Source organism: Denitratisoma sp. (assembly GCA_032027165.1).
In the GTDB taxonomy this organism is placed as follows: Bacteria; Pseudomonadota; Gammaproteobacteria; order Burkholderiales; family Rhodocyclaceae; genus Desulfobacillus.
On the sequence record JAVSMO010000001.1, the window covers coordinates 2,092,432 to 2,114,437 of the forward strand.

The 22,006-nt window shown below is 64.7% G+C and carries 18 protein-coding genes; 4 read left to right on the top strand and 14 right to left on the bottom strand.

The genetic code is table 11. The annotated features are described in order from the left end of the window. Positions 1-34: 34 nt before the first annotated feature. The gene (locus tag ROZ00_10250; protein ID MDT3736598.1) at positions 35-1,987 is read left to right on the top strand and encodes a serine/threonine protein kinase; all 1,953 of its coding nucleotides are present in this window, start codon (positions 35-37) and stop codon (positions 1,985-1,987) included. On the opposite strand, the gene ROZ00_10255 is transcribed toward ROZ00_10250, so the two are convergent. From ROZ00_10255 to ROZ00_10275, 5 genes are read right to left on the bottom strand one after another with little or no spacing between them, the layout of a single operon-like run. Further along, positions 1,974-2,627, bottom strand: coding sequence for a lactate utilization protein C (locus ROZ00_10255; protein MDT3736599.1), 654 nt, complete (start codon positions 2,625-2,627; stop codon positions 1,974-1,976). The genes ROZ00_10250 and ROZ00_10255 overlap by 14 nt on opposite strands. An 8-nt stretch (positions 2,628-2,635) precedes the next feature. Then, complete coding sequence (locus tag ROZ00_10260) at positions 2,636-3,595, bottom strand: D-2-hydroxyacid dehydrogenase (protein ID MDT3736600.1); 960 nt, start codon at positions 3,593-3,595, stop codon at positions 2,636-2,638. Positions 3,596-3,598: 3 nt separating this feature from the next. Continuing rightward, on the bottom strand, positions 3,599-5,119 hold the full coding sequence (locus ROZ00_10265; GenBank protein MDT3736601.1) for a CoA-acylating methylmalonate-semialdehyde dehydrogenase: 1,521 nt from the start codon (positions 5,117-5,119) through the stop codon (positions 3,599-3,601). Continuing rightward, positions 5,116-6,525, bottom strand: a complete 1,410-nt coding sequence (locus ROZ00_10270; GenBank protein ID MDT3736602.1) for a LutB/LldF family L-lactate oxidation iron-sulfur protein — start codon at positions 6,523-6,525, stop codon at positions 5,116-5,118. The genes ROZ00_10265 and ROZ00_10270 overlap by 4 nt, the downstream gene beginning before the upstream one ends. After that, positions 6,525-7,250 carry a (Fe-S)-binding protein gene (locus tag ROZ00_10275; GenBank protein MDT3736603.1) on the bottom strand — a complete coding sequence of 242 codons (726 nt, stop codon included), beginning with the start codon at positions 7,248-7,250 and terminating at the stop codon, positions 6,525-6,527. Before ROZ00_10275 ends, ROZ00_10270 begins: the two co-directional genes overlap by 1 nt. Positions 7,251-7,341: 91 nt before the next feature. Between ROZ00_10275 and ROZ00_10280 the strand changes: the two genes are divergently transcribed. Then, complete coding sequence (locus ROZ00_10280) at positions 7,342-8,109, top strand: IclR family transcriptional regulator (GenBank protein ID MDT3736604.1); 768 nt, start codon at positions 7,342-7,344, stop codon at positions 8,107-8,109. A 39-nt stretch (positions 8,110-8,148) separates the two neighbouring features. On the opposite strand, the gene pbpG is transcribed toward ROZ00_10280, so the two are convergent. The 3 genes from pbpG to ROZ00_10295 form a co-directional block, all read right to left on the bottom strand. Next, positions 8,149-9,108, bottom strand: coding sequence for a D-alanyl-D-alanine endopeptidase (pbpG, locus tag ROZ00_10285; GenBank protein MDT3736605.1), 960 nt, complete (start codon positions 9,106-9,108; stop codon positions 8,149-8,151). 111 nt (positions 9,109-9,219) lie between these two features. After that, a complete protein-coding gene (locus ROZ00_10290) occupies positions 9,220-10,386 on the bottom strand; it encodes a patatin-like phospholipase family protein (GenBank protein ID MDT3736606.1) in 1,167 nt (388 codons plus the stop codon). Positions 10,387-10,439: 53 nt separating this feature from the next. After that, positions 10,440-12,713 (bottom strand): NADP-dependent malic enzyme, encoded by a 2,274-nt coding sequence (locus ROZ00_10295; protein MDT3736607.1) that lies wholly within the window; start codon positions 12,711-12,713, stop codon positions 10,440-10,442. A gap of 209 nt (positions 12,714-12,922) precedes the next feature. Here ROZ00_10295 and ROZ00_10300 point away from each other — a divergent pair, with 209 nt between their 5' ends. After that, positions 12,923-14,764, top strand: coding sequence for a phosphoenolpyruvate carboxykinase (GTP) (locus ROZ00_10300; GenBank protein ID MDT3736608.1), 1,842 nt, complete (start codon positions 12,923-12,925; stop codon positions 14,762-14,764). 61 nt (positions 14,765-14,825) lie between these two features. Continuing rightward, positions 14,826-16,004 (top strand): pyridoxal phosphate-dependent aminotransferase, encoded by a 1,179-nt coding sequence (locus ROZ00_10305; protein MDT3736609.1) that lies wholly within the window; start codon positions 14,826-14,828, stop codon positions 16,002-16,004. Between the two features lie 5 nt (positions 16,005-16,009). Here the strand turns inward: ROZ00_10305 and ROZ00_10310 are convergent, their stop codons facing one another. From ROZ00_10310 to ROZ00_10335, 6 genes are all read right to left on the bottom strand, one after another. Then, positions 16,010-16,702 carry a lytic transglycosylase domain-containing protein gene (locus tag ROZ00_10310; GenBank protein MDT3736610.1) on the bottom strand — a complete coding sequence of 231 codons (693 nt, stop codon included), beginning with the start codon at positions 16,700-16,702 and terminating at the stop codon, positions 16,010-16,012. A 395-nt stretch (positions 16,703-17,097) separates the two neighbouring features. Beyond that, a complete protein-coding gene (locus tag ROZ00_10315) occupies positions 17,098-17,661 on the bottom strand; it encodes a histone H1-like DNA-binding protein (protein MDT3736611.1) in 564 nt (187 codons plus the stop codon). 584 nt (positions 17,662-18,245) lie between these two features. Beyond that, positions 18,246-18,800: a 1,6-anhydro-N-acetylmuramyl-L-alanine amidase AmpD gene (gene ampD / locus ROZ00_10320; GenBank protein ID MDT3736612.1), complete on the bottom strand. Its 555-nt coding sequence runs from the start codon at positions 18,798-18,800 to the stop codon at positions 18,246-18,248. Then, positions 18,793-20,169, bottom strand: coding sequence for a sigma-54 dependent transcriptional regulator (locus tag ROZ00_10325; GenBank protein MDT3736613.1), 1,377 nt, complete (start codon positions 20,167-20,169; stop codon positions 18,793-18,795). Before ROZ00_10325 ends, ampD begins: the two co-directional genes overlap by 8 nt. Beyond that, positions 20,130-21,752, bottom strand: coding sequence for a histidine kinase dimerization/phospho-acceptor domain-containing protein (locus ROZ00_10330; GenBank protein MDT3736614.1), 1,623 nt, complete (start codon positions 21,750-21,752; stop codon positions 20,130-20,132). Before ROZ00_10330 ends, ROZ00_10325 begins: the two co-directional genes overlap by 40 nt. Further along, complete coding sequence (locus ROZ00_10335; GenBank protein MDT3736615.1) at positions 21,745-21,975, bottom strand: PP0621 family protein; 231 nt, start codon at positions 21,973-21,975, stop codon at positions 21,745-21,747. The genes ROZ00_10330 and ROZ00_10335 overlap by 8 nt, the downstream gene beginning before the upstream one ends. Positions 21,976-22,006: the final 31 nt, after the last annotated feature.

Consider the following 22,006-nt stretch of genomic DNA (forward strand, 5'->3'; position numbering starts at 1 on the left):
CCGGCGCGGCGCTGCATGCTTTACGCTGCGTGCCGTGAACCCATCCCTCGACCGCGCGCGCCTCGCCCTGCTCCTGCTGCTCGCCGCCATGCTGGCCGTGGGCCTGTGGGCCTATCGCGGCGTCGGCGAATCGCTGCGCGATATCCGCGCCACCGGTCTGCAGACACTGCTCGACACCCAGGTCGAGGCGCTTGAGCAATGGATCGCGCAAGGGCGGAACGAGGCCGAGCAGTTGTCCGCCGATGAAGAATTGCGCGCATCGATCGCCGGGCTTTCCCGCCGCGGCCCGCAAAAGAGCGACGGCAGCCTTGTCATCGGGCACATCCTGCAGAAGGCGGGCGGGATCGGCATCACGGCAGCCCACATCGTCGACCCTCAGGGCGGCATTCTTGCCTCGAGCGATGCTGTGCGCGTCGGCCAGGGCGTGACGCCCGATTTCTTCGCCCACCTGTCTCCGGCCCTGGGCGGCCGGTCGGTATTCATTCGGCCGTATCGAAGCGGCAGCGGCGCCGGCCCGGGCCTGCTCGGGCGCGTCTGGGTGGCAGCCCCGGTACGGGCCGATGGCGGCAAGATCATCGCCATCATCGCACTGGGTTCCCCGGCAGGGGAGCGCTTCGCGGCGCTCTTCCGGGCCGCCCGCCCCGGCCGCACGGGAGAGGCGCTGGTCTTCGATGCCGAGGGCTGGCTGTTGTCGGAGAGCCGCCATGCGGACGCTCTCAGGCAGGGCGGACTGGCACACCGGCTGGTCATGCCCGAGACGGAAACGCTGACCCGGCTTGCGGCGGCAGCCAGCGCCGCGCGCATGCGCAGCGAAGGCGAACGTCAGGGACTGCTTCTCGCCCCCTATACGAATTATCTCGGGAACGATGTCATCGGCGCCTGGCGCTGGCTTGCCGACCACGACATCGGCGTCGCCATCGAGATGGAATCCGGCGAAGCCTATGCGCCGCTTACCTACCTGCAGGTCGGCTTTGCCGTCGTGCTGCTGCTGATGGGTGCCGTGTGGCTGTCGGGATTCCTGCCGCCGCAGGCGTTGGCTTCATTGCTGCGGCGCGAAGGGCACGCAAGGCAGCTCGGGCCCTACCGGCTGATCCGCCAGATCGGCGAGGGGGCGCTCTCCAACGTGTATCTCGCCCAGCATCGGATGCTCAAGCGCCCGGCTGCGATAAAGGTGCTCAAGCCGCAGACGACCTCCGACGAATGGACCGCCCGTTTCCAGCGCGAAGTGCAGTCGGCCAGCCAGCTCGGCCATCCCAACACCATCACCATCTACGACTACGGCACCGGCGCCAACAGCGAGTTCTGGTATGCCATGGAATTCCTGGAAGGCCTCTCGCTCGCCGATCTGGTCGAGCGTTACGGTCCGGTGCCGCCCGCGCGCGCAGCCTGGATCCTGCGCCAGGTCTGCGCCTCGCTCTGGGAGGCGCATGCCAGCGGACTGGTGCATCGCGACATCAAGCCGCAGAACATCATGCTGTGCGACATCCGCGGCGAGCGCGACGTGGTGAAGGTGCTCGACTTCGGCCTGGTCAAGCAGATGTCCGGCGAGCAGACGCGCGATCTCACCAGCACGCTGCGCATTCTCGGCACCCCGCTCTACATGTCACCCGAGCGCATCCGCCACCCCGGCGACGCCGATGCCCGCGCCGACATCTACGCGCTGGGCGCCGTCGGCTATTACCTGCTCACCGGCAAGCGCCTGTTCGAGACCGAGACCGAACACGACCTGATCTACCAGGTGCTGCATACGGTGCCGCCGCTCGCCTCGGAACGCTCGCCCTTCCCCGTGCCGGTCGAGCTCGATGCGCTGATCGGCCGCTGCCTGGAAAAGGATCCCGACCGGCGCCCGCAGAGCATGGCGGAGGTTGCCAGCGCCCTCGATGCCGTGCTGGTCTACCAGCCGTGGACGCGGAGCCAGATCGGCGCCTGGTGGGAAAAGAACTGGATATCGGAGGACCACCCCGAGCGGCGCTTCAGGACCGGCTGACGACGATGTGCACCCGGTAGGGGCCGTGCGCGCCGAGCACCAGGGTCTGTTCGATGTCGCCGGTACGCGAGGGACCTGAAATGAAATTCACCGCGCGCGGCAGTTCGCCGCATTCGGCGCGGATCAGGTTGAAGGCTTCCTCCATGCCCGGCACGATGCGCGCGGCCGGGACGACGGCGATGTGCGTCTCCGGCAACAGGCTCGCCGAAGCCGGCGTGTCGGCGCCGGAGAGCACAACCAGCGTGCCGGTCTCGGCCACGGCGCAGAAGACGCCGGTGATGCCGACGAGGTCCTCGCCGCGGGCGGCGCGCGCCTCCACCCGCAGGCCGGCGCCGGCCCAGTCGAGGCTGGCCAGCTGCGGCCAGGCGACGGCCACCAGCGGCAGCTGATGGGCACTGAGGTAACGCGCCACCGCCGCCGGTGCTGCTTCGATCCGCTCGACGATCTCGACGGTGCTCGCCAGCGCCTCGGAACGGCTGCGCAGGCGCGCGACGAGGTCGTCCTCGACTGCCGGCCGCGGACCCTGCGCGCGGCGCGCGAGGACGGCGTCGATGGCGGCCTGCCCGGCCACGGCATTCTCTGCCGTGCGGCCCAGCCGGCTGCGAATGCGATTCAGGATGTCGTCGCGCGAGTCGTTCATGCGATCCCTCAGGCCACCCGGTTGCGCGGCTCGCCGCGGGCGAAGGCCTCGATGTTGCCCGTCAGCTGGTCGAGCAGCGTCTGCATCGCCCGCGCCGAGGCCCAGGCGACGTGCGGCGTCAGGATGAAGTTGGGCTGGTCGATCGCCAGCAGCGGGTTGCCCTCGCGCGGCGGCTCCTTCGACAGCACGTCGAAGCCGGCGCCGCCGATCCATCCTTCCTTCAGTGCCCGCGCCAGCGCCGCCTCGTCGACGAGGCCGCCGCGCGCGGTATTGATGAGCACGGCATCCGGCTTCATCGTCCTCAGCTCCGCCTCGCCGACCATGCCGCGCGTGGCATCATTGAGCGGGCAGTGCAGCGAGATGACGTCGGCCTCCCGCAGCACCGTCTCGAACGCCGTCCTGCCGGGCCTGACTTTTGTTTCGCCCACGCCTTTATGCTCCCCCCACAGCACGCGCATGCCGAAGGCCTCGGCCAGGCGCGCCACGCCCTCGCCGAGCGAGCCGCGGCCGAAGATGCCCAGCGTCGCGCCGTGGAGGTCGCCGATCAGGTGGTCGAAGAAGCAGAACATCGGCGCCTGCTGCCACTTGCCGGCCTGCACGTCGCGGCGGTAGGCGAGCAAGTTGCGCCTGAGCGCCATGGTCAGGGCGATGACGTGCTCGGGCACGGTGTTCACGGCGTAGCCGCGGATGTTGGAGGCGACGACGCCGTGCTCGCGGCACCAGGCAAGGTCGACGTTGTCGGTGCCGGTGGCGGCGATGGCGACCATCTTTAGGTCAGGCAACGTGGCGAGCAGTTCGCCGCGCAGCTGCACCTTGTTCACGATGACGATGCTGGCGTCCTTGACGCGCAGCGCCAGCTCCTCGGGTTTCGTCAGTGGGTATTCGGCGTAGTCGTGCGGGAAGTCCGGCCGGCGGAATTCGCCGCGGATGGAATCGCGCTCGAGGAAGACGATCTTGTGTTCGGCCATGGCTCACCCCAGGGTCGGCATGTTGAGTCCGGGCGCGGCGGCGGCAGCCTCCGGCCAGCGCGTCGTGACCACCTTGCCGCGCGTATAGAATCGCACGCCGTCCGGGCCGTGCACGTGCAGGTCGCCGAACAGCGAGGCCTTCCAGCCGCCGAAGGAAAAGAAGGCCATCGGTACCGGGATCGGCACGTTGACGCCGACCATGCCGACCTCGATCTCGTTCTGGAAGCGGCGCGCCGCGCCGCCGTCTCGGGTGAAGATCGCCGTGCCGTTGCCGTAGGGGTTGGCGTTCACCAGGGCGATGGCATCGGTCAGCGTGGCTGCGCGCAGCACCACCAGCACCGGGCCGAAGATCTCGTCGCGGTAGATGCTCATCTCGGGCCGCACGCGGTCGAACAACGTCGGGCCGAGGAAGAAGCCCTGCTCGCTGCCCGCCACCTTGAGGCCACGGCCGTCCACCACCAGTTCGGCGCCCTCCTTGACGCCCTGATCGACGTAGCCCGCCACCTTGGCGCGATGCGGCGCGGAGATCAACGGCCCCATGCCGACATTCGGCGCACAGCCCGGGCCGACGCGGATGGCAGCGGCCTTCGCCTTCAATTTTTCGATCAGCGCATCGCCGGCCGGGCCCACCGCCATCACGGCGGAAATCGCCATGCAGCGTTCGCCGGCCGAGCCGTAGGCGGCGCCGGTCAGCGCCTCGGCGGTGAACTCCAGGTCGGCGTCGGGCAGCACGACGGCGTGGTTCTTCGCCCCGCCGAGCGCCTGCACGCGCTTGCCGGCGCGGGTGCCGGTCTCGTAAATGTGGCGCGCCACCGGCGTCGAGCCGACGAAGGACACAGCCTTCACCAGGGGATGGTTCAGCAGCGCGTCCACCGCGACGCGGTCGCCGTGGATGACGTTGAAGACGCCCGGCGGCAAGCCGGCCTCGGTCAGCAGCTCGGCCATGCGCAGGCTGGCCGAGGGCACTTTCTCGGAGGGCTTCAGCACGAAGGTGTTGCCGCAGGCCAGCGCCACCGGGAACATCCACAGCGGCACCATCACCGGGAAGTTGAAGGGCGTGATGCCGGCGCAGACGCCGAGCGGCTGGCGCAGCGAGACGCAGTCGACGCCGCCGCCGACATTCTCGGCGAACTCGCCCTTGAGCAGGTGCGGGATGCCGGTGGCGAACTCGACCACCTCGATGCCGCGCGTCACCGAGCCGATGGCGTCTTCCAGCGTCTTGCCGTGCTCCTCGACGACGAGACGCGCCAGCGCCTCCTTGTTCGCCTCCAGCAGCTCGCGGAAGCGCATCAGGATGCGCGCGCGGCGCAGCGGCGGCGTGTCGCGCCAGGCCGGAAAGGCGCGCGCGGCGGCGGAGACCGCCCGCTCGACGTCATCCGCCTCGCACAGCGGCGCCAGGCGGATCGCCGCGCCGCGCGCCGGATCGAACACCTCGCCGAAGCGCTGCGCGCCAGCGGCCTGCGCCCGGCCGTCGATCCATAAGGGAACCTGCGGCAGGGCCGCGGGCTGCATGACTGCGTTCATCGGTCTCTCCTGTTGGTTTTGTAAAGTTCGCGGAAGGTGCGTCCTTCCGGCGCGGGAAAATCGCGGCCGGCCGTCCACGACGGCGCGATGCCCATGACGCGGATGCGATCCACGCCCTCGGCCAGCCAGTTCAGATAGCGCACGCCGACCCTGGCCGCCAGCGCATATAGCCTGGGATGCCGCGCCAGCCAGGCCCAGAGCCCGAGCGCCGCGCGCTCGCCCCACGGCCGCAGGCCGCGCTCGGCCTGCTGCTCGCGCAGCTTGCGCATCAGGTCCGGCAGCGGGATCTTCACCGGGCAGACGACGCCGCACTGGTTGCACAGCGTGGCGGCGTGCGGCAGGTCGATGGCGTTTTCGATGCCGACGAAGAGCGGCGTCAGCACCGCGCCCATCGGTCCCGGGTAGACCCAGCCGTAGGCATGGCCGCCGATGGTCTGGTACACCGGGCAGTGGTTGATGCAGGCGGCGCAGCGGATGCAGCGCAGCATGTCCTGGAAGTCGCTGCCGAGGAGGTCGACGCGGCCGTTGTCGACCAGGATGAAATACAGGTGCTCGGGGCCGTCCGTGTCCTCGGGGCGCTTCACGCCGGTGAGGACGGAAAAGTAGTTGGAGATGGTCTGGCCGGTGGCCGAACGCGGCAGGATGCGCATCAGCGTGGCGAGGTCCTCCAGCGTCGGGATGACCTTCTCGACGCCGGTGATGACGACATGCACGCGCGGCAGGGTCGTCACCATGCGGCCGTTGCCCTCGTTGGTGACCAGCGCCAAGGAACCGGTCTCGGCGACGAGGAAATTGCCGCCGGAGATGCCCATGTCGGCGGACAGAAAGTGCGCGCGCAGCATCTCCCGAGCCTCGCGCGTCATCTCGCCGATGTCGGTCTTGCGCGGCTTTTGGTGCACGCGCTCGAACAGTTCGGCCACTTCCTCCTTGGTCTTGTGGATGGCCGGGGCGATGATGTGCGAGGGCAGCTCGTTGTCGTTGATCTGCAGGATGTACTCGCCAAGGTCGGTCTCCACCGGCTGCACGCCGGCCGCCTCCAGCGCGGCGTTGAGGCCGGCCTCCTCGGAGAGCATGGACTTCGACTTGATGGCCTTCTTCACACCGTGGCGGCGGGCGATCTCCACCACCAGGCGGCAGATCTCGGCGCCGTCGCGCGCCCACAGCACCTTGCCGCCGCGGCGGGTCGCCTCGGTTTCGAAACGTTCCAGCCAGAGGTCGAGATCGGCGAGGCAGGTGTTGCGGATGGCTTTCGACGCCTCGCGCGTCGCCTCGAGGTCGATCTCCGAAACGGCGCGGCGGCGCCCCTCGACGAAGAGGCCCTTGGCGGTGGCCAGCTTGGCCTGCAGCGCCTGGTCGGCGGCCGCCTCGCCGGCGCGCGCCTTGAAGTGCATGGAGCGGACTTCCACTATCGCTCCCCGGCCAGGATTTCGGCGATGTGCATCACTCTGGTCTTTTCGTCGCCCATGCGCCGCAGCTTGCCCTCGATGCTGAGCATGCAGCCGAGGTCGCCCAGCACCACGGCGTCGGCGCCGCTGGCGCGGACGTTGTCGCATTTCTTCTCGGCAAGGCGCGCCGAGATGTCGCCGAACTTCACCGCGAAAGTGCCGCCGAAGCCGCAGCACTCCTCGGCGCCGGTCATTTCCGTCAGGGTCACGCCGGACAGCTTCGCCAACAGGGCGCGCGGCTGTGCCTTCACGCCCAGCTCGCGCAGGCCGGAACAGGAATCGTGGTAGGTGACCGTGCCGGTGAAATCGCCTGGCACCTTGTCGAGCTTCGCCACGCTGGCGAGGAAGTCGGCAAGCTCGTAGGTGCGCGCGCCCAGCGCGGCGGCGCGCGCATGCCAGGCGGGATCGTCGGCGAACAGCTCGGGATAATGGGCGCGGATCATGCCGGCGCAGGAGCCGGATGGCGCCACGACATAGTCGCATCTCTCGAACTCGGCGATGAGCTTTTCCGCCAGGAGGCGCGCGGCACGACGATCGCCCGAGTTGTACGCCGGCTGGCCGCAGCAGGTTTGCGTTTCCGGCACGACGACCTCGCAGCCGGCCGCCTCGAGCAGCCGCAATGCCGCGAAGCCGATGCGCGGCCGCATCAGGTCGACCAGGCAGGTGACGAACAGGCCTACTTTCATCCTCTCTCCGTTGCTGCCGCCGTCTTTTGCGGCAGTCAGGGTTTCACGATCTGATATAGTATTCCGCCATTCGATTCAACGGAAGCCGATCTTGTCCCAGCCGGAAGCGAAAAGCTCCATCCAGGTCATCGAGCGCATGATGACGCTGCTCGACGTGCTGGCGCACCACCACGACGCCGTCAGCCTGAAGCAGCTGTCGCTGGAGACCGGCCTGCATCCGTCCACCGCGCACCGAATCCTCGGCGCCATGGCGCAGAGCGGCTTCGTCGAACGTGCCGAGCCTGGGGCCTACCGGCTCGGCATCCGCCTGCTTGAACTGGGCAACATCGTCAAGTCGCGCATCAACATCCGCGAAATCGCGCTGCCCTTCATGCAGRCSCTGCAYGGAAAGATCGGCGARAGCGTGAACCTCGGCGTGCGCCAYGRCGAYGARATCATCTACGTCGAGCGCACYTCCAGCGGCCGYTCCTCGGTGCGCGTGGTGCAYCTYGTCGGYGCYCGCGCGCCGCTGCACGCCACCGCCGTCGGCAAGCTGTTCCTCGTCGAGGACGGCCTGCAGAAGCTGCGCGAGTACGCCAAGCGCACCGGCCTGCCCGGCTTCACGCCGACCTCGCTCACCACCCTGCCCTCGCTGGAAAAAGAACTCGATCGCGTGCGACGCCACGGCGTCGCCTTCGACAACGAGGAGATCGAGCAGGGCCTGCGCTGCGTCGCCGCGCCGGTGCGCGACGATTCCGGCGAACTGGTCGCCGGTCTTTCCGTCTCGGCGCCCGCCGAACGCTACGACGCCGAGTGGATCCCGCTCATCAAGCGGGCAGCCGACGACATTTCCCACGCCTTGGGCTACGTCAAAAAATAAGGCCGGCAGCGCCGGCCTCTGCAATGCGTCGAGAAGCGGTCAGCCGGCCGTACGGCGACCCAGTGCAGCACTCGGCCGGCCGCTGCCGGTCGAAGCATTCTCGATCCAGCGCTTGATGCGGTTGGCGTCGCCTATGCGCGTCAGCCGACCCCAGGAATCCAGCAGCACGATGACCACAGGCCGGTTGCTCAGCCAGGCCTGCATCACGAGGCACTTGCCCGCCTCGCGGATATAGCCGGTCTTCGACACGGCGATTTCCCAGCCCGAGGCCGGGCTGCGCACCAGCGTGTTGGTGTTGTGGAAGGAAATCGGACGTCCGCCCGACCACACCGTGCGCTCGCTGGTGGTGGACAACTCGCGGATAAGGGGGTAATGCGAGGCCGCGGCCACCATCTTGGTGAGGTCGCGCGCACTGGAGACATTGGCTGCCGTCAGCCCGGTGGGATCGGCGAAGTAAGTGTCCTTGAGGCCGATGGCGGCTGCCTTGTGGTTCATGGCCGCGATGAATGCCTCGGCACCGCCCGGATAGTGGCGGGACAGTGCGGAGGCCGCGCGATTCTCGGAAGCCATCAGCGCCAGCAGCAGCATGTCCTCGCGGGTCAGCAGGGTGCCCACCTTCAGACGCGAACGGGTGCCCTTGAGGGTATCCACGTCCTCCTGGCCGATGCTGAGGGTTTCAGTCAAGGGCAATTGGGCATCGAGCACCACCATCGCCGTCATCAGCTTGGTGATGGAGGCGATCGGCAGGACGGCGTCTGAGTTCTTCTCGAACAGAACTTCGCCCGAGGACTGATCCTGCACCACCACGGCAGCAGACTTCAGCAGCAGTTCGTCGGAATCCTGTACCTCGACACGCCTTTCGACTTTCTTCACCGGCTTGGCCTTGCGCTTGGCTGCCGCCTTCTTGGTCGAAGCCGCTTCAGCCGGCGCGGCATCGCCCAGCGTGCCAATAGCCAAGGCCGCACAAATTGCCAGCAGAGTCGTCAGCTTGAATTTCACGCAATCTCCCCAGTTGGGACCATGGTTTTTTGAGTTTAGCACCAAAAACAGCATTTTCAATAAAAATAGCCTGTTAGGCTGTTTTTTTAAAGTGGCTTCGCGAATTCGGTTTCAGGGAATTCTGAGGAAACGACACACTTCCTCGCGGCGTGCCATCGTATCCGTATAGCCGAGTTCCATCAAGGCGCAGGTATAGGGTTTCTCGAAAAGCAGGTAGCTCGCCAGGGCGGAACCGGTCTTGTTGGTGGCGCCGATGCCTCGCAGCAGGGCCCGCACTGGCCAAGGCAGGCTTCTGACATGCCGCGCCGCCATGTAGTCCAGGCGCTGCGAAGGCGAAATCACCAGTGTCTCGATCTTGCGCAGGGGAAAGCCGGCCTGCGCGCGCACCTCCGGCGGGATGATCGCCACCGTACTGTTGATGCGCTGCAGGCGTTCCAGATCGACATGCAGGCTATCGAGAAAAATCGACGAGAGGGCATGGCCGGCGATCTGCGCCAGCGGCGGATAGGCATCGCCGCGCCTTGACCGCTTCTCGTCTTCCATGCGGCCGGCGCCGACGACCAGGATGCGCTCGGCGCCGAGGTGGATGGCCGGGGAGACCGGCGCCAATTGACGCATCGAACCGTCGCCGAAATACTCGCGGTGGATTTTGATGGCCGGAAAAATGAAAGGGATGGCACTGGAGGCGAGCAGGTGGTCGACGGTCAGCCTGACACGGGTGCCTCCACGATGGGTGCGCCTCCAGGTTTCCGCCGCTTCGGCGGCCTGGAAAAAGCTGACACTGTGGCCCGACTGGTAGCCCGAGGCGGTGATCGAGACGGCATACAGGGAACCGCGCCGAATGGCCGCGTCGATGTTCCCCAGATCCAGGCTGCGCTCCAGCAGGCATCGCAGGGGAGTATTGTCGAGGAGCGAGCGCGGACTGTGCCTGAAGAGCCAGCCAAACATGAGGGCGGACAGCCAGTTCAGGCCGCTGGCGCCGATGCCCAGCGCATCGGCGCGATACACCTGCGCGGCATGGAAGTTGCCCCAGATGTCCTGCAGATAGCCGATGCCCTTGCCGAAATCATCGGCAAGGCAGGCCAGTGCGGCAGCATTGATGGCGCCGGCCGAGGTACCGCAGATGATCGGAAAGGGGTTGCGGCCGGGCTCCGGCAGCAGCTCGCGGATGGCGCCCAGCACGCCGACCTGATAGGCGGCGCGTGCGCCGCCGCCCGTCAGGATCAACGCCGTCTTGTCGGGACTGACTTTCATCCCGCAGGGATTTACTTCGGTCATGACAACAGTAACGGCCGCCGCGCGGCAGCCTTGAAGACTGTTGCGCCCTCTCCTCAGGCTTTGGCCGCGGCCTCGACGACGGTCACGGCCGTCAGGTTGATGATGCGCCGCACGGTGGCGGTCGGCGTCAGGATGGTCACCGGCGCCCGCGTGCCCAGCAGGATCGGTCCGATGGTGACGCCATCGCCGGCAGACTGCTTGAGCAGGTTGAAGGAAATGTTGGCGGCATCCAGCGTCGGCATGATGAGCAGGTTCGCCTCCCCCTTCAGACGGGAATGGGGGAAGACCTGGCTGCGCACGTCGCCGGAAAGCGCCGCGTCGCCATGCATCTCGCCCTCCACCTCCAGTTCCGGCGCGCGTTCCCACAGCAACTGCGCGGTACGCTGCATCTTCCTGGCGCTGGGCGTGTCATAGCTGCCGAAACTGGAATGCGACAGCAGCGCCACCTTGGGCGTGAGCCCGAAGCGGCGCACTTCCTCGGCAGCGAGGATGGTCATCTCGACCAACTGCTCGGCCGTCGGGTCGTAATTGACGTAGGTATCGCTGATGAACACCGTCTGCTTGGGCAGCATCAGGCCGTTCATGGCGTAGTAGGCGGACACGCCCTCGCGCCGGCCGATCACCTGGTCGACGTATTTCAGGTGCAGGGCATGGGTGCCGAAGGTGCCGCACAGCATGCCGTCGGCGTCACCTTTGTGGATCATCATGGCGCCGATAAGGGTATGGCGGCGGCGCATCTCGATCTGGGCATAATCCGGTGAGACGCCCTTGCGCTCGGTGAGCTGCAGATAGGTCTGCCAGTAATCCTTGTAGCGCGGGTCCTTCTGCGGATTGCACAGTTCAAAATCGACGCCTGGCCGGATGCGCAGACCGCACTTCTGGATGCGATGCTCGATCACCTCGGGCCGTCCGATCAGGATGGGCTTCGCCAGGTGCTCATCCACCACCACCTGCACAGCACGCAGCACGCGTTCGTCCTCGCCCTCGGCATAGACGATGCGCTTGTCGATCTGCTTGGCCGCGGCGAACACTGGCTTCATCAACAGGCCAGAGTGGTAGACGAACTGCTGCAACTGCTCACGATAGGCGTCGAAGTCGGCAATCGGCCGCGTCGCGACGCCGGATTCCATTGCCGCCTTCGCCACCGCCGGCGCGATCTTGACGATGAGGCGCGGATCGAACGGCTTCGGAATGAGGTATTCCGGCCCGAAGTTCAGGTCGGAGCCGGCATAGGCAGCGGCGACGATGTCGGACTGCTCGGCATGCGCCAGTTCCGCGATGGCGCGCACCGTCGCCAGCTCCATTTCCTGCGTGATGGTGGTGGCGCCGACATCCAGCGCGCCGCGGAAAATGAAGGGAAAGCAGAGGACGTTGTTGACCTGGTTGGGATAGTCCGAGCGCCCCGTGGCAATCACGCAATCCGGCCGCACCGCCTTGGCATCCTCGGGCAGGATCTCCGGGATCGGGTTGGCCAGCGCCAGGATGAGCGGCTTGTCCGCCATGGTCTTGACCATCTCCGGCTTGAGCACGCCCGCCGTCGACAGGCCCAGGAAAATGTCGGCGCCGGCGACCACCTCGCCCAGCGTGGTGGCGGCCGTGTCCTGGGCAAACTGCGCCTTGCTCGGGTCGAGGTCGGCCAGCCGCTTCTTGCTCACCACGCCCTTGGAGTCGGTCATCCAGACGTTCTCGCGGCGCAGGCCGAGCGCGATCATCAGATCGACGCAGGCGATGGCCGCCGCACCGGCGCCGGAACACACCAGCTTGACCTCCTCGATCTGCTTGCCGACCACGCGCAGGCCGTTGATTACCGCCGCGGCGGAAATGATGGCCGTGCCGTGCTGGTCGTCGTGGAAGACGGGGATGCGCATGCGTTCACGCAGCTTCTTCTCGATGTAGAAGCATTCCGGCGCCTTGATGTCCTCGAGGTTGATGCCGCCGAAGGTCGGTTCCAGCGAGGCGATGATGTCGATCAGCTTGTCCGGATCGAGTTCATTCACCTCGATATCGAAGACGTCGACGCCTGCGAATTTCTTGAACAGCACGCCCTTGCCTTCCATCACCGGCTTTCCGGCGAGCGGGCCGATGTTGCCGAGGCCCAGCACCGCCGTGCCGTTGGTGATCACCGCCACCAGATTGCCGCGCGACGTCAGGCTGGAGGCCTCGGCAGGATTGGCGACGATTTCCTCGCAGGCCGCGGCCACCCCCGGCGAGTAGGCCAGCGCCAAGTCGCGCTGGGTGATCAGCTGCTTGGTCGGCGTGACTGCGATCTTGCCGGGGCGGGGCTTGCGGTGATATTCGAGGGCTGCCGCGCGGATTGCTTCATCCATCTTGATGTCCTTGTAATTGCCATGCCGGGCACAAACGCCCGGGGTACGGGGGGAATAACGGAGTTTATCGGGGTATCGAAGTGTGGCATAATATTGCATTGCACTTTCCGCCTCAAATCGACCCCACACAGAATATTCGCCGCCGCCCGCCCTTGCCGGCCCGCGACGCTAATTCATATCCACAAGATCAGTCCTGGAGATTCCGCACCATGAACCAGCGCTTTTCCGATCCTGCCGCACTCAACGCGCCCGCCTATGTCCGCCACGCCCGCCTCAAGGCCTGGGTCGCCGAAGTGGCCGCACTCACTCAGCCCGACCGCATCGTCTGGGCCGACGGCTCCGAAGAGGAGTATGACCGCCTGTGCGGCGAGATGGTCGCGGCCGGCAGCCTGATCAAGCTCAACCCGGAAAAGCGGCCGAATTCCTACCTGGCCTGGTCCGATCCCTCGGACGTGGCACGCGTGGAAGACCGCACCTTCATCTGCTCGCAACACAAGGACGACGCCGGCCCGAACAACAACTGGGAAGACCCGGCAAAGATGAAGGCCACCCTGACGGGGCTCTTCAACGGCTGCATGCGCGGCCGTACGATGTACGTCATTCCCTTCAGCATGGGCCCGCTCGGCAGCCCGATCGCCCACATCGGCGTTGAAATTTCCGATTCCCCCTACGTCGTCACCAACATGCGTATCATGACCCGCATGGGCAAGGCGGTGTACGACGTGCTCGGCGAGGACGGCGAGTTCGTGCCCTGCCTGCACAGCGTCGGCCATCCCCTGCAGCCCGGCCAGCAGGACGTGCGCTGGCCCTGCAACAAGGACACCAAGTACATCGTGCATTTCCCCGAGACCCGCGAGATCTGGTCCTACGGCTCCGGTTACGGCGGCAACGCCCTGCTCGGCAAGAAGTGCTTCGCCCTGCGCATCGCCTCGACCATGGCGCGCGACCAGGGCTGGCTCGCCGAGCACATGCTGATCCTCGGCGTGGAATCGCCGGATGGTGAAAAGAGCTATGTTGCGGCGGCTTTCCCCAGCGCCTGCGGCAAGACCAACTTCGCCATGCTGATTCCGCCAAAGACCTTTGGCGGCTGGAAGGTCACCACCGTCGGCGACGATATCGCCTGGATCAAGCCGGGCAAGGACGGCCGCCTCTACGCCATCAATCCGGAAGCCGGCTACTTCGGCGTCGCCCCCGGCACTTCGGAGAAGTCCAACTACAATGCCATGGCAACGCTGCACGCCAACATCATCTACACCAACGTTGCGCTTACCCCCGACGGCGACGTCTGGTGGGAAGGCATGAGCAAGCAGCCGCCCGAGAAGCTCACCGACTGGACCGGCAAGGAGTGGACGCCGGGCTGCGGCCGCCCGGCGGCGCATCCCAACGCCCGCTTCACCGCCCCTGCCAGCCAATGCCCCTCGCTCGACGACAAGTGGGAAGACCCAGCCGGCGTGCCCATTTCCGCCTTCATCTTCGGCGGCCGCCGCTCCACCACCGTGCCGCTGGTGTTCGAGGCCTTCAACTGGAACTACGGCGTCTATATGGCCGCCACGCTCGGCTCGGAGACCACCGCCGCCGCCGCCGGCAAGATCGGCCAGGTGCGACGCGATCCCTTCGCCATGCTGCCCTTCTGCGGCTACCACATGGGTGACTACTTCAACCACTGGCTGCGCATGGGCCATGTCATCGACAACCCGCCGCGCATCTTCACGGTTAACTGGTTCCGCCAGGACGAGAAGGGCAACTTCATGTGGCCCGGCTTCGGCGAGAACATGCGCGTGCTGAAATGGGTCGTCGATCGGGTCAAGGGCCGCGTCGGCGCGCAGCAGACGCCGCTCGGCTGGATGCCGCGCTTCGAGGACCTCGACTGGACCGGACTTGACGAAGTCAGCAAGGCACAGTTCCAGGAGCTCACCCGCGTCGACACCCAGATGTGGCAGGAGGAACTCGACCTGCATGGCGAGCTGTTCGACAAGCTGAAGGAGCGCCTGCCCAAGCAGCTGGTGCTCAAGCGCGAGCTCTTCCGCATGAGCTTCGGCGCCCTGGAGTAACTGACTTTTCGTTGCAGCAAAGGGCGCCTGCGGGCGCCCTTTTAATTTATTCTGAGCATCCATGGACAGCAACCATCGGCCTCCTCGCGTTGCCCGGCGCATGAACGACATCGCGCCCTTCCACGTCATGGAATTGCTCACGCGCGCCCGGGAACTCGAAGCCGCCGGCTGCAGCATCGTCCACATGGAAGTGGGCGAACCGGATTTTCCGACACCGCAGCCGGTGATCGAGGCGGCCAATGAATTCGTCCGCAGCGGGCGGGTGTTTTATACGCCGGCCCTCGGCATACCCGAACTGCGCGAGGCCATATCGCGCTTCTACGCCGAACGCTACGGCGCCGATGTCTCGCCGGACCGCATCGCCGTCACCGCCGGCTCTTCCGGCGCCCTGCTGCTCGCCCTGGCCGCGCTGCTCGACCCGGGTGACGAACTGCTCCTGCCCGACCCTGGCTATCCCTGCAATCGCCATTTCGTGCGCATGCTGGAGGGCGTGCCGCGCGCCCTGTTCGTCGGGCCGGAGACCGGCTATCAACCTACCGCAGTGCTGGTCGCACAAAACTGGACGGCACGAACCAGAGGGCTGCTGGTCGCCTCACCGGCGAATCCGACCGGCACCCTGATCGCACCGTCAAAGATGGCCGGGCTGGCGGCTTGCGTCGCGGAGCGCGGCGGCGCGCTGCTGGTCGACGAGATCTACCACGGGCTGACCTACGACTGCGATGCCCAGACGGCCCTTTCGCTATCCGACGAAATATTCGTCATCAACAGCTTCTCGAAATACTTCGGCATGACCGGCTGGCGCCTGGGCTGGCTGGTGGCTCCTTCGCGCTTCATGCGGGACATCGAGAAACTGGCGCAGAACCTGTTCATCTCCCCCTCGACCCCGGCGCAACACGCCGCCCTCGCGGCCTTCAATCCGGAAACCATTGCCATCCTGGAAGGCCGACGCGCCGAGTTCCGTTCGCGTCGCGATTTTCTGCTGCCGTCGCTACGCCGCCTGGGATTCCGCATCGGCGCCGAACCCCGCGGCGCCTTTTACCTGTATGCCGATTGCTCGACGATCGCCCCCGACAGCGAGGTCTTGGCACGTGATTTGATCGAGCAGGCCGGTGTGGCGATCACACCCGGGCTGGACTTCGGCGACAACGCGCCGCAGCGCCACGTGCGCTTTGCCTACACGGTGGCCCGGGAAAAGCTGGAGGAAGGCGTGGCGCGCCTGGCGCACCACCTGGGAAGGTAGGGCTGTCAGGCGCTGCCCTGGCGACCGCGTTTGGAAGCGGATTCGATTCGCTGTTTCTCAGCCAGCACCTTTGCGGCATAAATACCCTCTTCGTCGCTGGCGGCCCCGGCATACTGTTGCAACCCGGCTTCCAGTGAGCCGGTACGCATGATGTATTCCTTCAGCACCATCGCCCCAACCTGGATATTCACGACCGGATCGAGCAAGCTGCTGCTGCCCGACACCGCCTCCAACTTGTCCTGATGGAAACGCGGGATTACCTGCATCAGACCCTGGGCACCCATCGGGCTTTCGGCAATGGGATTGAATCCGGACTCGATCGCCATGACAGCTACAAGCAGCATCGGGTCAAGCCCTGTCCGCGCCCCCGCTGTTTGGGCTGCGAGCATGAGCGGTTCGATGGCTGAAGCGGCCACGCGATACTTGCGTGAAAGATATTCCACCGTGGCAAGCCCCTCCGAGTTCGAAAGAACCAGTTCAGGCGCACGAGACGCAGTATTGGCTTTGAATACCCGCCCCTCTGCGATGATATCGCCCAGTTCCTGCAACCCACGTTCATGGCTCTCTGCCGACCCGACATGCGCGAACAGTAGAGCTGTGACAAGAATTCCGGCCACCAACAAGCCGCCATGGGCAAAATGAATTACAAACGACGCCGCTTCTTTCATGAATTTCTTCAGTTCTGTCGCGCTCATCATGCTTGCTCCTTTCAGTATCCGGACCATCCATCCCGTAGCGGTCGCCTGACGCTCGACATCAGTCCTGTCTGGGATCGCTGGGGGATGAAATACGGCGCAGGACTTCACGCGCCTGATCTCGGTGCCGGAAGAACCGATTTGAAATATCGTCTTATGGGCAGCAGCCGGAATTATTGGCTCTTACCCTAAAATTGGGCGATGCAACAATTTACATTATCTTGATTTAATGTGATTTTGTCAATAATTTCAAGTGTAGTTTGTGCGACGCACAGACGACACCCTATTAGGCTCAAAAGGCCGCTTGAGTATGAAACTGCGCTGGAAGGGAAATGACCGCGGACAGGCGGCTGGATCACATCGTGACCAAGCCGCCCGTCCGGGCGGTCCGCACAAGCTCAGGAAGGACGCGAGCCGGTCGGAAAGGGCCAGGCAGCTGCCGGGTTGAGCGACGACTTCAGGCCGGGGGCTGCAGCAGTTGAAGGCGCAGCAGCGGCTGGTGCGGGGGCTGCTGCCGGCTTCGCAGCGGGCTTCGCAGCTTTCTTTGCCGCAGGCTTCTTTTTAGCCGCTTTCTTTGCCGCAGGTTTTTTGGCAGCTTTCTTTGCCGCAGGCTTTTTCTTAGCCGCTTTTTTTGCCGCAGGCTTTTTCTTAGCCGCTTTTTTTGCCGCAGGCTTTTTCTTGGCCGCTTTTTTTGCCGCAGGCTTTTTCTTTGCGACTTTCTTCGCAACCTTCTTCGCCGCCGGCTTCTTCTTTGCCGCCGGCTTCTTGGCGGCCTTCTTCGCCGCCGGCTTCTTGGCAGCGGCCTTCTTCGCCGCCGGTTTCTTGGCAGCGGCCTTCTTCACTGCCGGCTTCTTGGCAGCGGCCTTCTTCGCCGCCGGCTTCTTGGCAGCGGCTTTCTTCACCGCCGGTTTCTTGGCGGCGGGCTTCTTGGCTTTAGAAGCGGGTTTCTTAGCAGTAGCCATCTCAAACCTCCTATATGAAGTAACAGGAAAGAAACAACATCAACTACAGTCCGTCTCGACTAGCACGGACTATCCAACAGAGCGGCAAAGCCGCACCGATTGAATTCCAAATGCCACTAGCCACCGACGCCGCCAACATGTGCGCAAACGGCATTCGACGCACTATCGCCATCAGCTGCGGTTCGTTTCGGGTGGCTTGGGCGCCGGCAGTGATGCCACTGCGGCTGAAGAAGAGGGGGGATGAAGGTAAGAAAGAAGGGAAAAGGGGAGCGCCGGAACTGGAGGGAGGTCGCGGCCTGTGGCCGACGAATATCGCAATCTGCATCAAGCGGTCTCCGTACTTCTCCTGCTGCCTGGTTCGTTGAACTGCCTCATTCCCTTTGCGGCCACGCTCTGCCGCACATCATTTTGGCACTGCCACAACCCACTAGATCTAGTGCCTTGGCGAATATTTCGACCTAATTCTAGTAGCTTGACTTTTCGGATGCAAGTGTTTTTTGCATTTTTTGTCATACGCGGCAAATCAGTGTCGCAAAAAATCCGCGCGCGCAGACATCATGAGATCCCGATCAGCAGGCGATCTTTCACGCCTTGCGGCAGGCGAGAAGTCGATCGAGATGGGCCCAGTCGAAAAGCGGGCCAGGATCCGTCTTGCGACCAGGCGCAATCTCGGCATGACCAACGATGTCTTCGATGGGGTAGCGCTGTTGAAGGCTGTGAATCAGCCGAACCAGAACCGCATATTGCCGCGGATCGAAAGGTAACTCGTCGCTCCCCTCCAATTCGATGCCGATCGAGAAATCATTGCAGCGTTCGACGCCACGCCAGCTCGAGGCGCCTGCATGCCAGGCACGCAAATCGCAGGGCACGAATTGCACGAGCCCGCCATCGCGTCGGATCAGGAAATGCGCTGAGACGCGTAGAAACTGGATTTCGCGATAGTAGGGATGCGCCTCGGGATCCAGCGTATTCGTGAAGAGTCGCACGATCCCGTCCCCGCCGAATACGCCGGGGGGCAGGGATATGGCGTGAACAACGATCAGTCGCACCGCCTGTCCGGCGGGCCGCTCATCGCAATTGGGGGAAGGGATGCGCCGCGCACCGATCAGCCAGCCTTCGGCATCAAGCTCGCTATTCATTCAACCCGAGCCGCTCCATCCGGTAACGCAGGGAACGGAAAGTGACGCCGAGCAGCTTGGCAGCCGCCGTCCGGTTGAAGCGCGTTTTCTGCAGGGCATCCAGGATCGCCTGTTTCTCGACCCGGTCGAGATGATCCTGGAGCGAGGTGTCTCCCTTTCCCTCCTGCGAAAGTGGGGGCGCATCCGGTTCCGCCTGTGGAGCCAAATGCAGATCCTCAACTCCAATTTCGCTGCCCCCCATCAAGGCCAGGGTGCGCTCCAGGATATTCTCCAATTCGCGCACATTGCCCGGAAACGGGTATTCACCCAGAGCCTTGATCGCCTTCTGGCTCAGGCGCGGCATTGGCATGCCGGCCTCGCGCGCCAAGCGAGCCAGAATGCTCTCAGCCAGGAGAGGAATGTCCTCGCGGCATTCGCGCAGGGCCGGCATCTTCAGTTCGATCACGTCCAGCCTATAGAACAGATCCTGGCGAAAACGGGCTGCGGCCACCAGTTGCTTCAGGTTCTGGTGGGTGGCGCTGATGATGCGGACGTCCACGGGATCCTCGGCTGGAGCGCCAACCTTGCGTACGCGCTTCTCCTGTATGGCGCGCAGCAGCTTGACCTGCATGGTCAGCGGCAAATCGGCCACTTCATCAAGAAACAGGGTGCCGCCGTGCGCTGCCTGGAAAAAGCCATCACGATCGGCATCGGCTCCAGTGAATGCGCCCTTCTTGTAACCGAAGAACTCGCTTTCCATCAAGTTCTCCGGGATGGCACCGCAATTGACAGCTATGAAGGGCTGTCCCCGCCGGGCCCCTTGCTCATGGATGAGCCGCGCAGCCAATTCCTTGCCGCTGCCGGATTCGCCGCTGATATAGACCGGGGCCTGGCTACGCGCAACCTTGCCTATCATGGTACGGGCTTGGCAAATCGCCTGGGATTCGCCGAGCAGCGCCTGCCCCGTCACTTCGGGCCGGCTCGCGTCCTGGCTCGGCAGATTGAGCACCGATTTCACGAGGGCCCGCAACTGCTCCAGCGAAACCGGTTTGGGAACGTAATCGAAAGCCCCTGCCTTCAATGCAGAAACGGCATTTTCCATGCTGCCGTGGGCGGTAATGACTGCCACCGGCAGGTCCCGGCATTGCTCTCCGATGTAGCGCACCAGTTCCAGCCCGTCGCCGTCTGGCAGACGCATATCCGTCAGGCAAAGTTGATAGGCATTTTCGGCCAGAAACCGGCGTGCCTCCGCCACGTTCGCCGCACAGTCCGCATACAAGCCCATGCGCGACAGCGTCATGTCGAGCAACTCGCGGATGTCGTCCTCGTCGTCAACGACAAGAACCCGACCTACCCCAGATGCTGTCCTGCGATCCTGTTTTCCCGCCACTGCTGGTTTCTCCCGATAATCCGGAAATGCGCGCCAGGCTCGTTGCCGACCCATTCGAGGACCGCATCATTCGCCTCGCACAGCTCTCGGGCTATATACAGTCCGAGCCCGGTTCCCTTGCTATGGGTAGTGAAAAAGGGCTCAAATATCTTGCTGCGCGCCTCCTCGCCCACCCCGGTCCCATCGTCAATGATATGCAATTCGACGCGCTCCGAGGCGGGTAACTCGAGTGCCTCGATTTTCACTGCCCCTGGCCTGCCGCTGCAATAACGTTGTGCATTTGACAGCAGATTCCAGAGCACCTGGTTGAGGTGGGCACGGTCAAAGAGAAGCGTCGCATCGGCTCCCGTCTTCAACGCAAAAAGAGGCCTGTCGATCTGCTCGTGCATGGCCATTTCATCCAGAAAGCTTTCCAGAAAGCCGGCCAGCCGTATCGGCTCAGGCGAGGCCCGGTCGCGCCGCCCCAATTCCAGCACGTCGCGCACCAGTCGCTCCAGGCGCAGCGCATTGTCGTTAATGATGCGCGACAGTCGCTCATACCCCTCCGCCCGTTTCTCCTCCCGCAGCAACTCGGCAGCGTGGCTAATGGCAGAAAGCGGATTGCGAATTTCATGGGCGATGTTCGCCGTCAGCCTGCCAAGCGCGGCCAGCTTGATTTGCTGAGCTTGTTGCTGGATGCGGCCCATGTCCTCGATATAGATGAGGACGTCGCCGCTTTCGCCGGCGCTAAGAAGGCGCACGCGCAGCAACGCCCCGCTGCCCGGCACGCGCAGCGACGCCACCCGCTCCTTCGAGTCATTCTTGAAGCTGCGGTATTCGCCGGCAAGCACAACCGAGAAGGAGGCCAGGTCCGGATGGGACGGGGGATGCACCCCAAGCAGTACTTCTGCCTGCGGATTCCACTGCCGCACTCTCTCACTGGAATCCACGACCATCACCCCATCCTGCATGTCGCGGATGACTCGCTCGCTGACCGACAGCTGATTGGCCAGATCAATGCCGCGCTGGCGTGCCAGTTCCTCATTGGCAATGACACGCTTGGCGAGGAGCCTGGCGGAAATCGCCGTGGCAAAGAAGCCTGTGCAAAGGATGCCGGTCTGGACGAAGTCGGCCAGGTCGGCGCCAGACTCGAGCACGCGGGCGCCCTGCTCGAACAGCACTGCAACGGTAGCAAGGGCCGCATAAAACAAGGTCAGCCGACCTTGGCCGACCAAACCTGCCCCCGCCAGCACGACCAGCAACATGACGGCCACGCCGCTTTTCTCGCCGCCGCTCGCGTACATCATCAGGGTGATCGCGAGGATGTCGACCGACACCTGAAGCGTAAGGAGCTTGTTGAATCCGAAACGCAGCTGCTTCAGTGCCCCATAGAAAAAGATCGCCAACAGCCAGTAGGCCAGGCAGGTCCACACGAACAGCATCAGGTTCTGCGAACCGAGGCCGCTCGTCCTCGGGTAGAAAGCGACGGCGAGCATGAACACGCTCGCCACGATCAGGCGATAGATATTGAAATAGTGGAGCGATGTCCAGACCGAAACGGGGCGGCCGGCCGTATAGGGTATGCCAGAACGGCCTTCAGTCATGGGCGCCCAAGCGACGGTGCTCTTCGCAGCAGAAGCGCCCGCCATTGCCTTCGAGAGCCTCGCTCTCGGGAAGGTGCACGCCACAGTGCGCGCAGGCGACCATACGCTCGGACGCTTTAGGCCTGCTCGAATCTCCTGCGCGGCGTGATGTTGCGCGCTGGTAACCTTTGAAAACGAGATAGGCGAGGAAGCCGAGAAAGAGCAGCAGGATCAGCTTGGACATGCCTGGCTCCGTCGCCGCCCGTCTTAGGCGG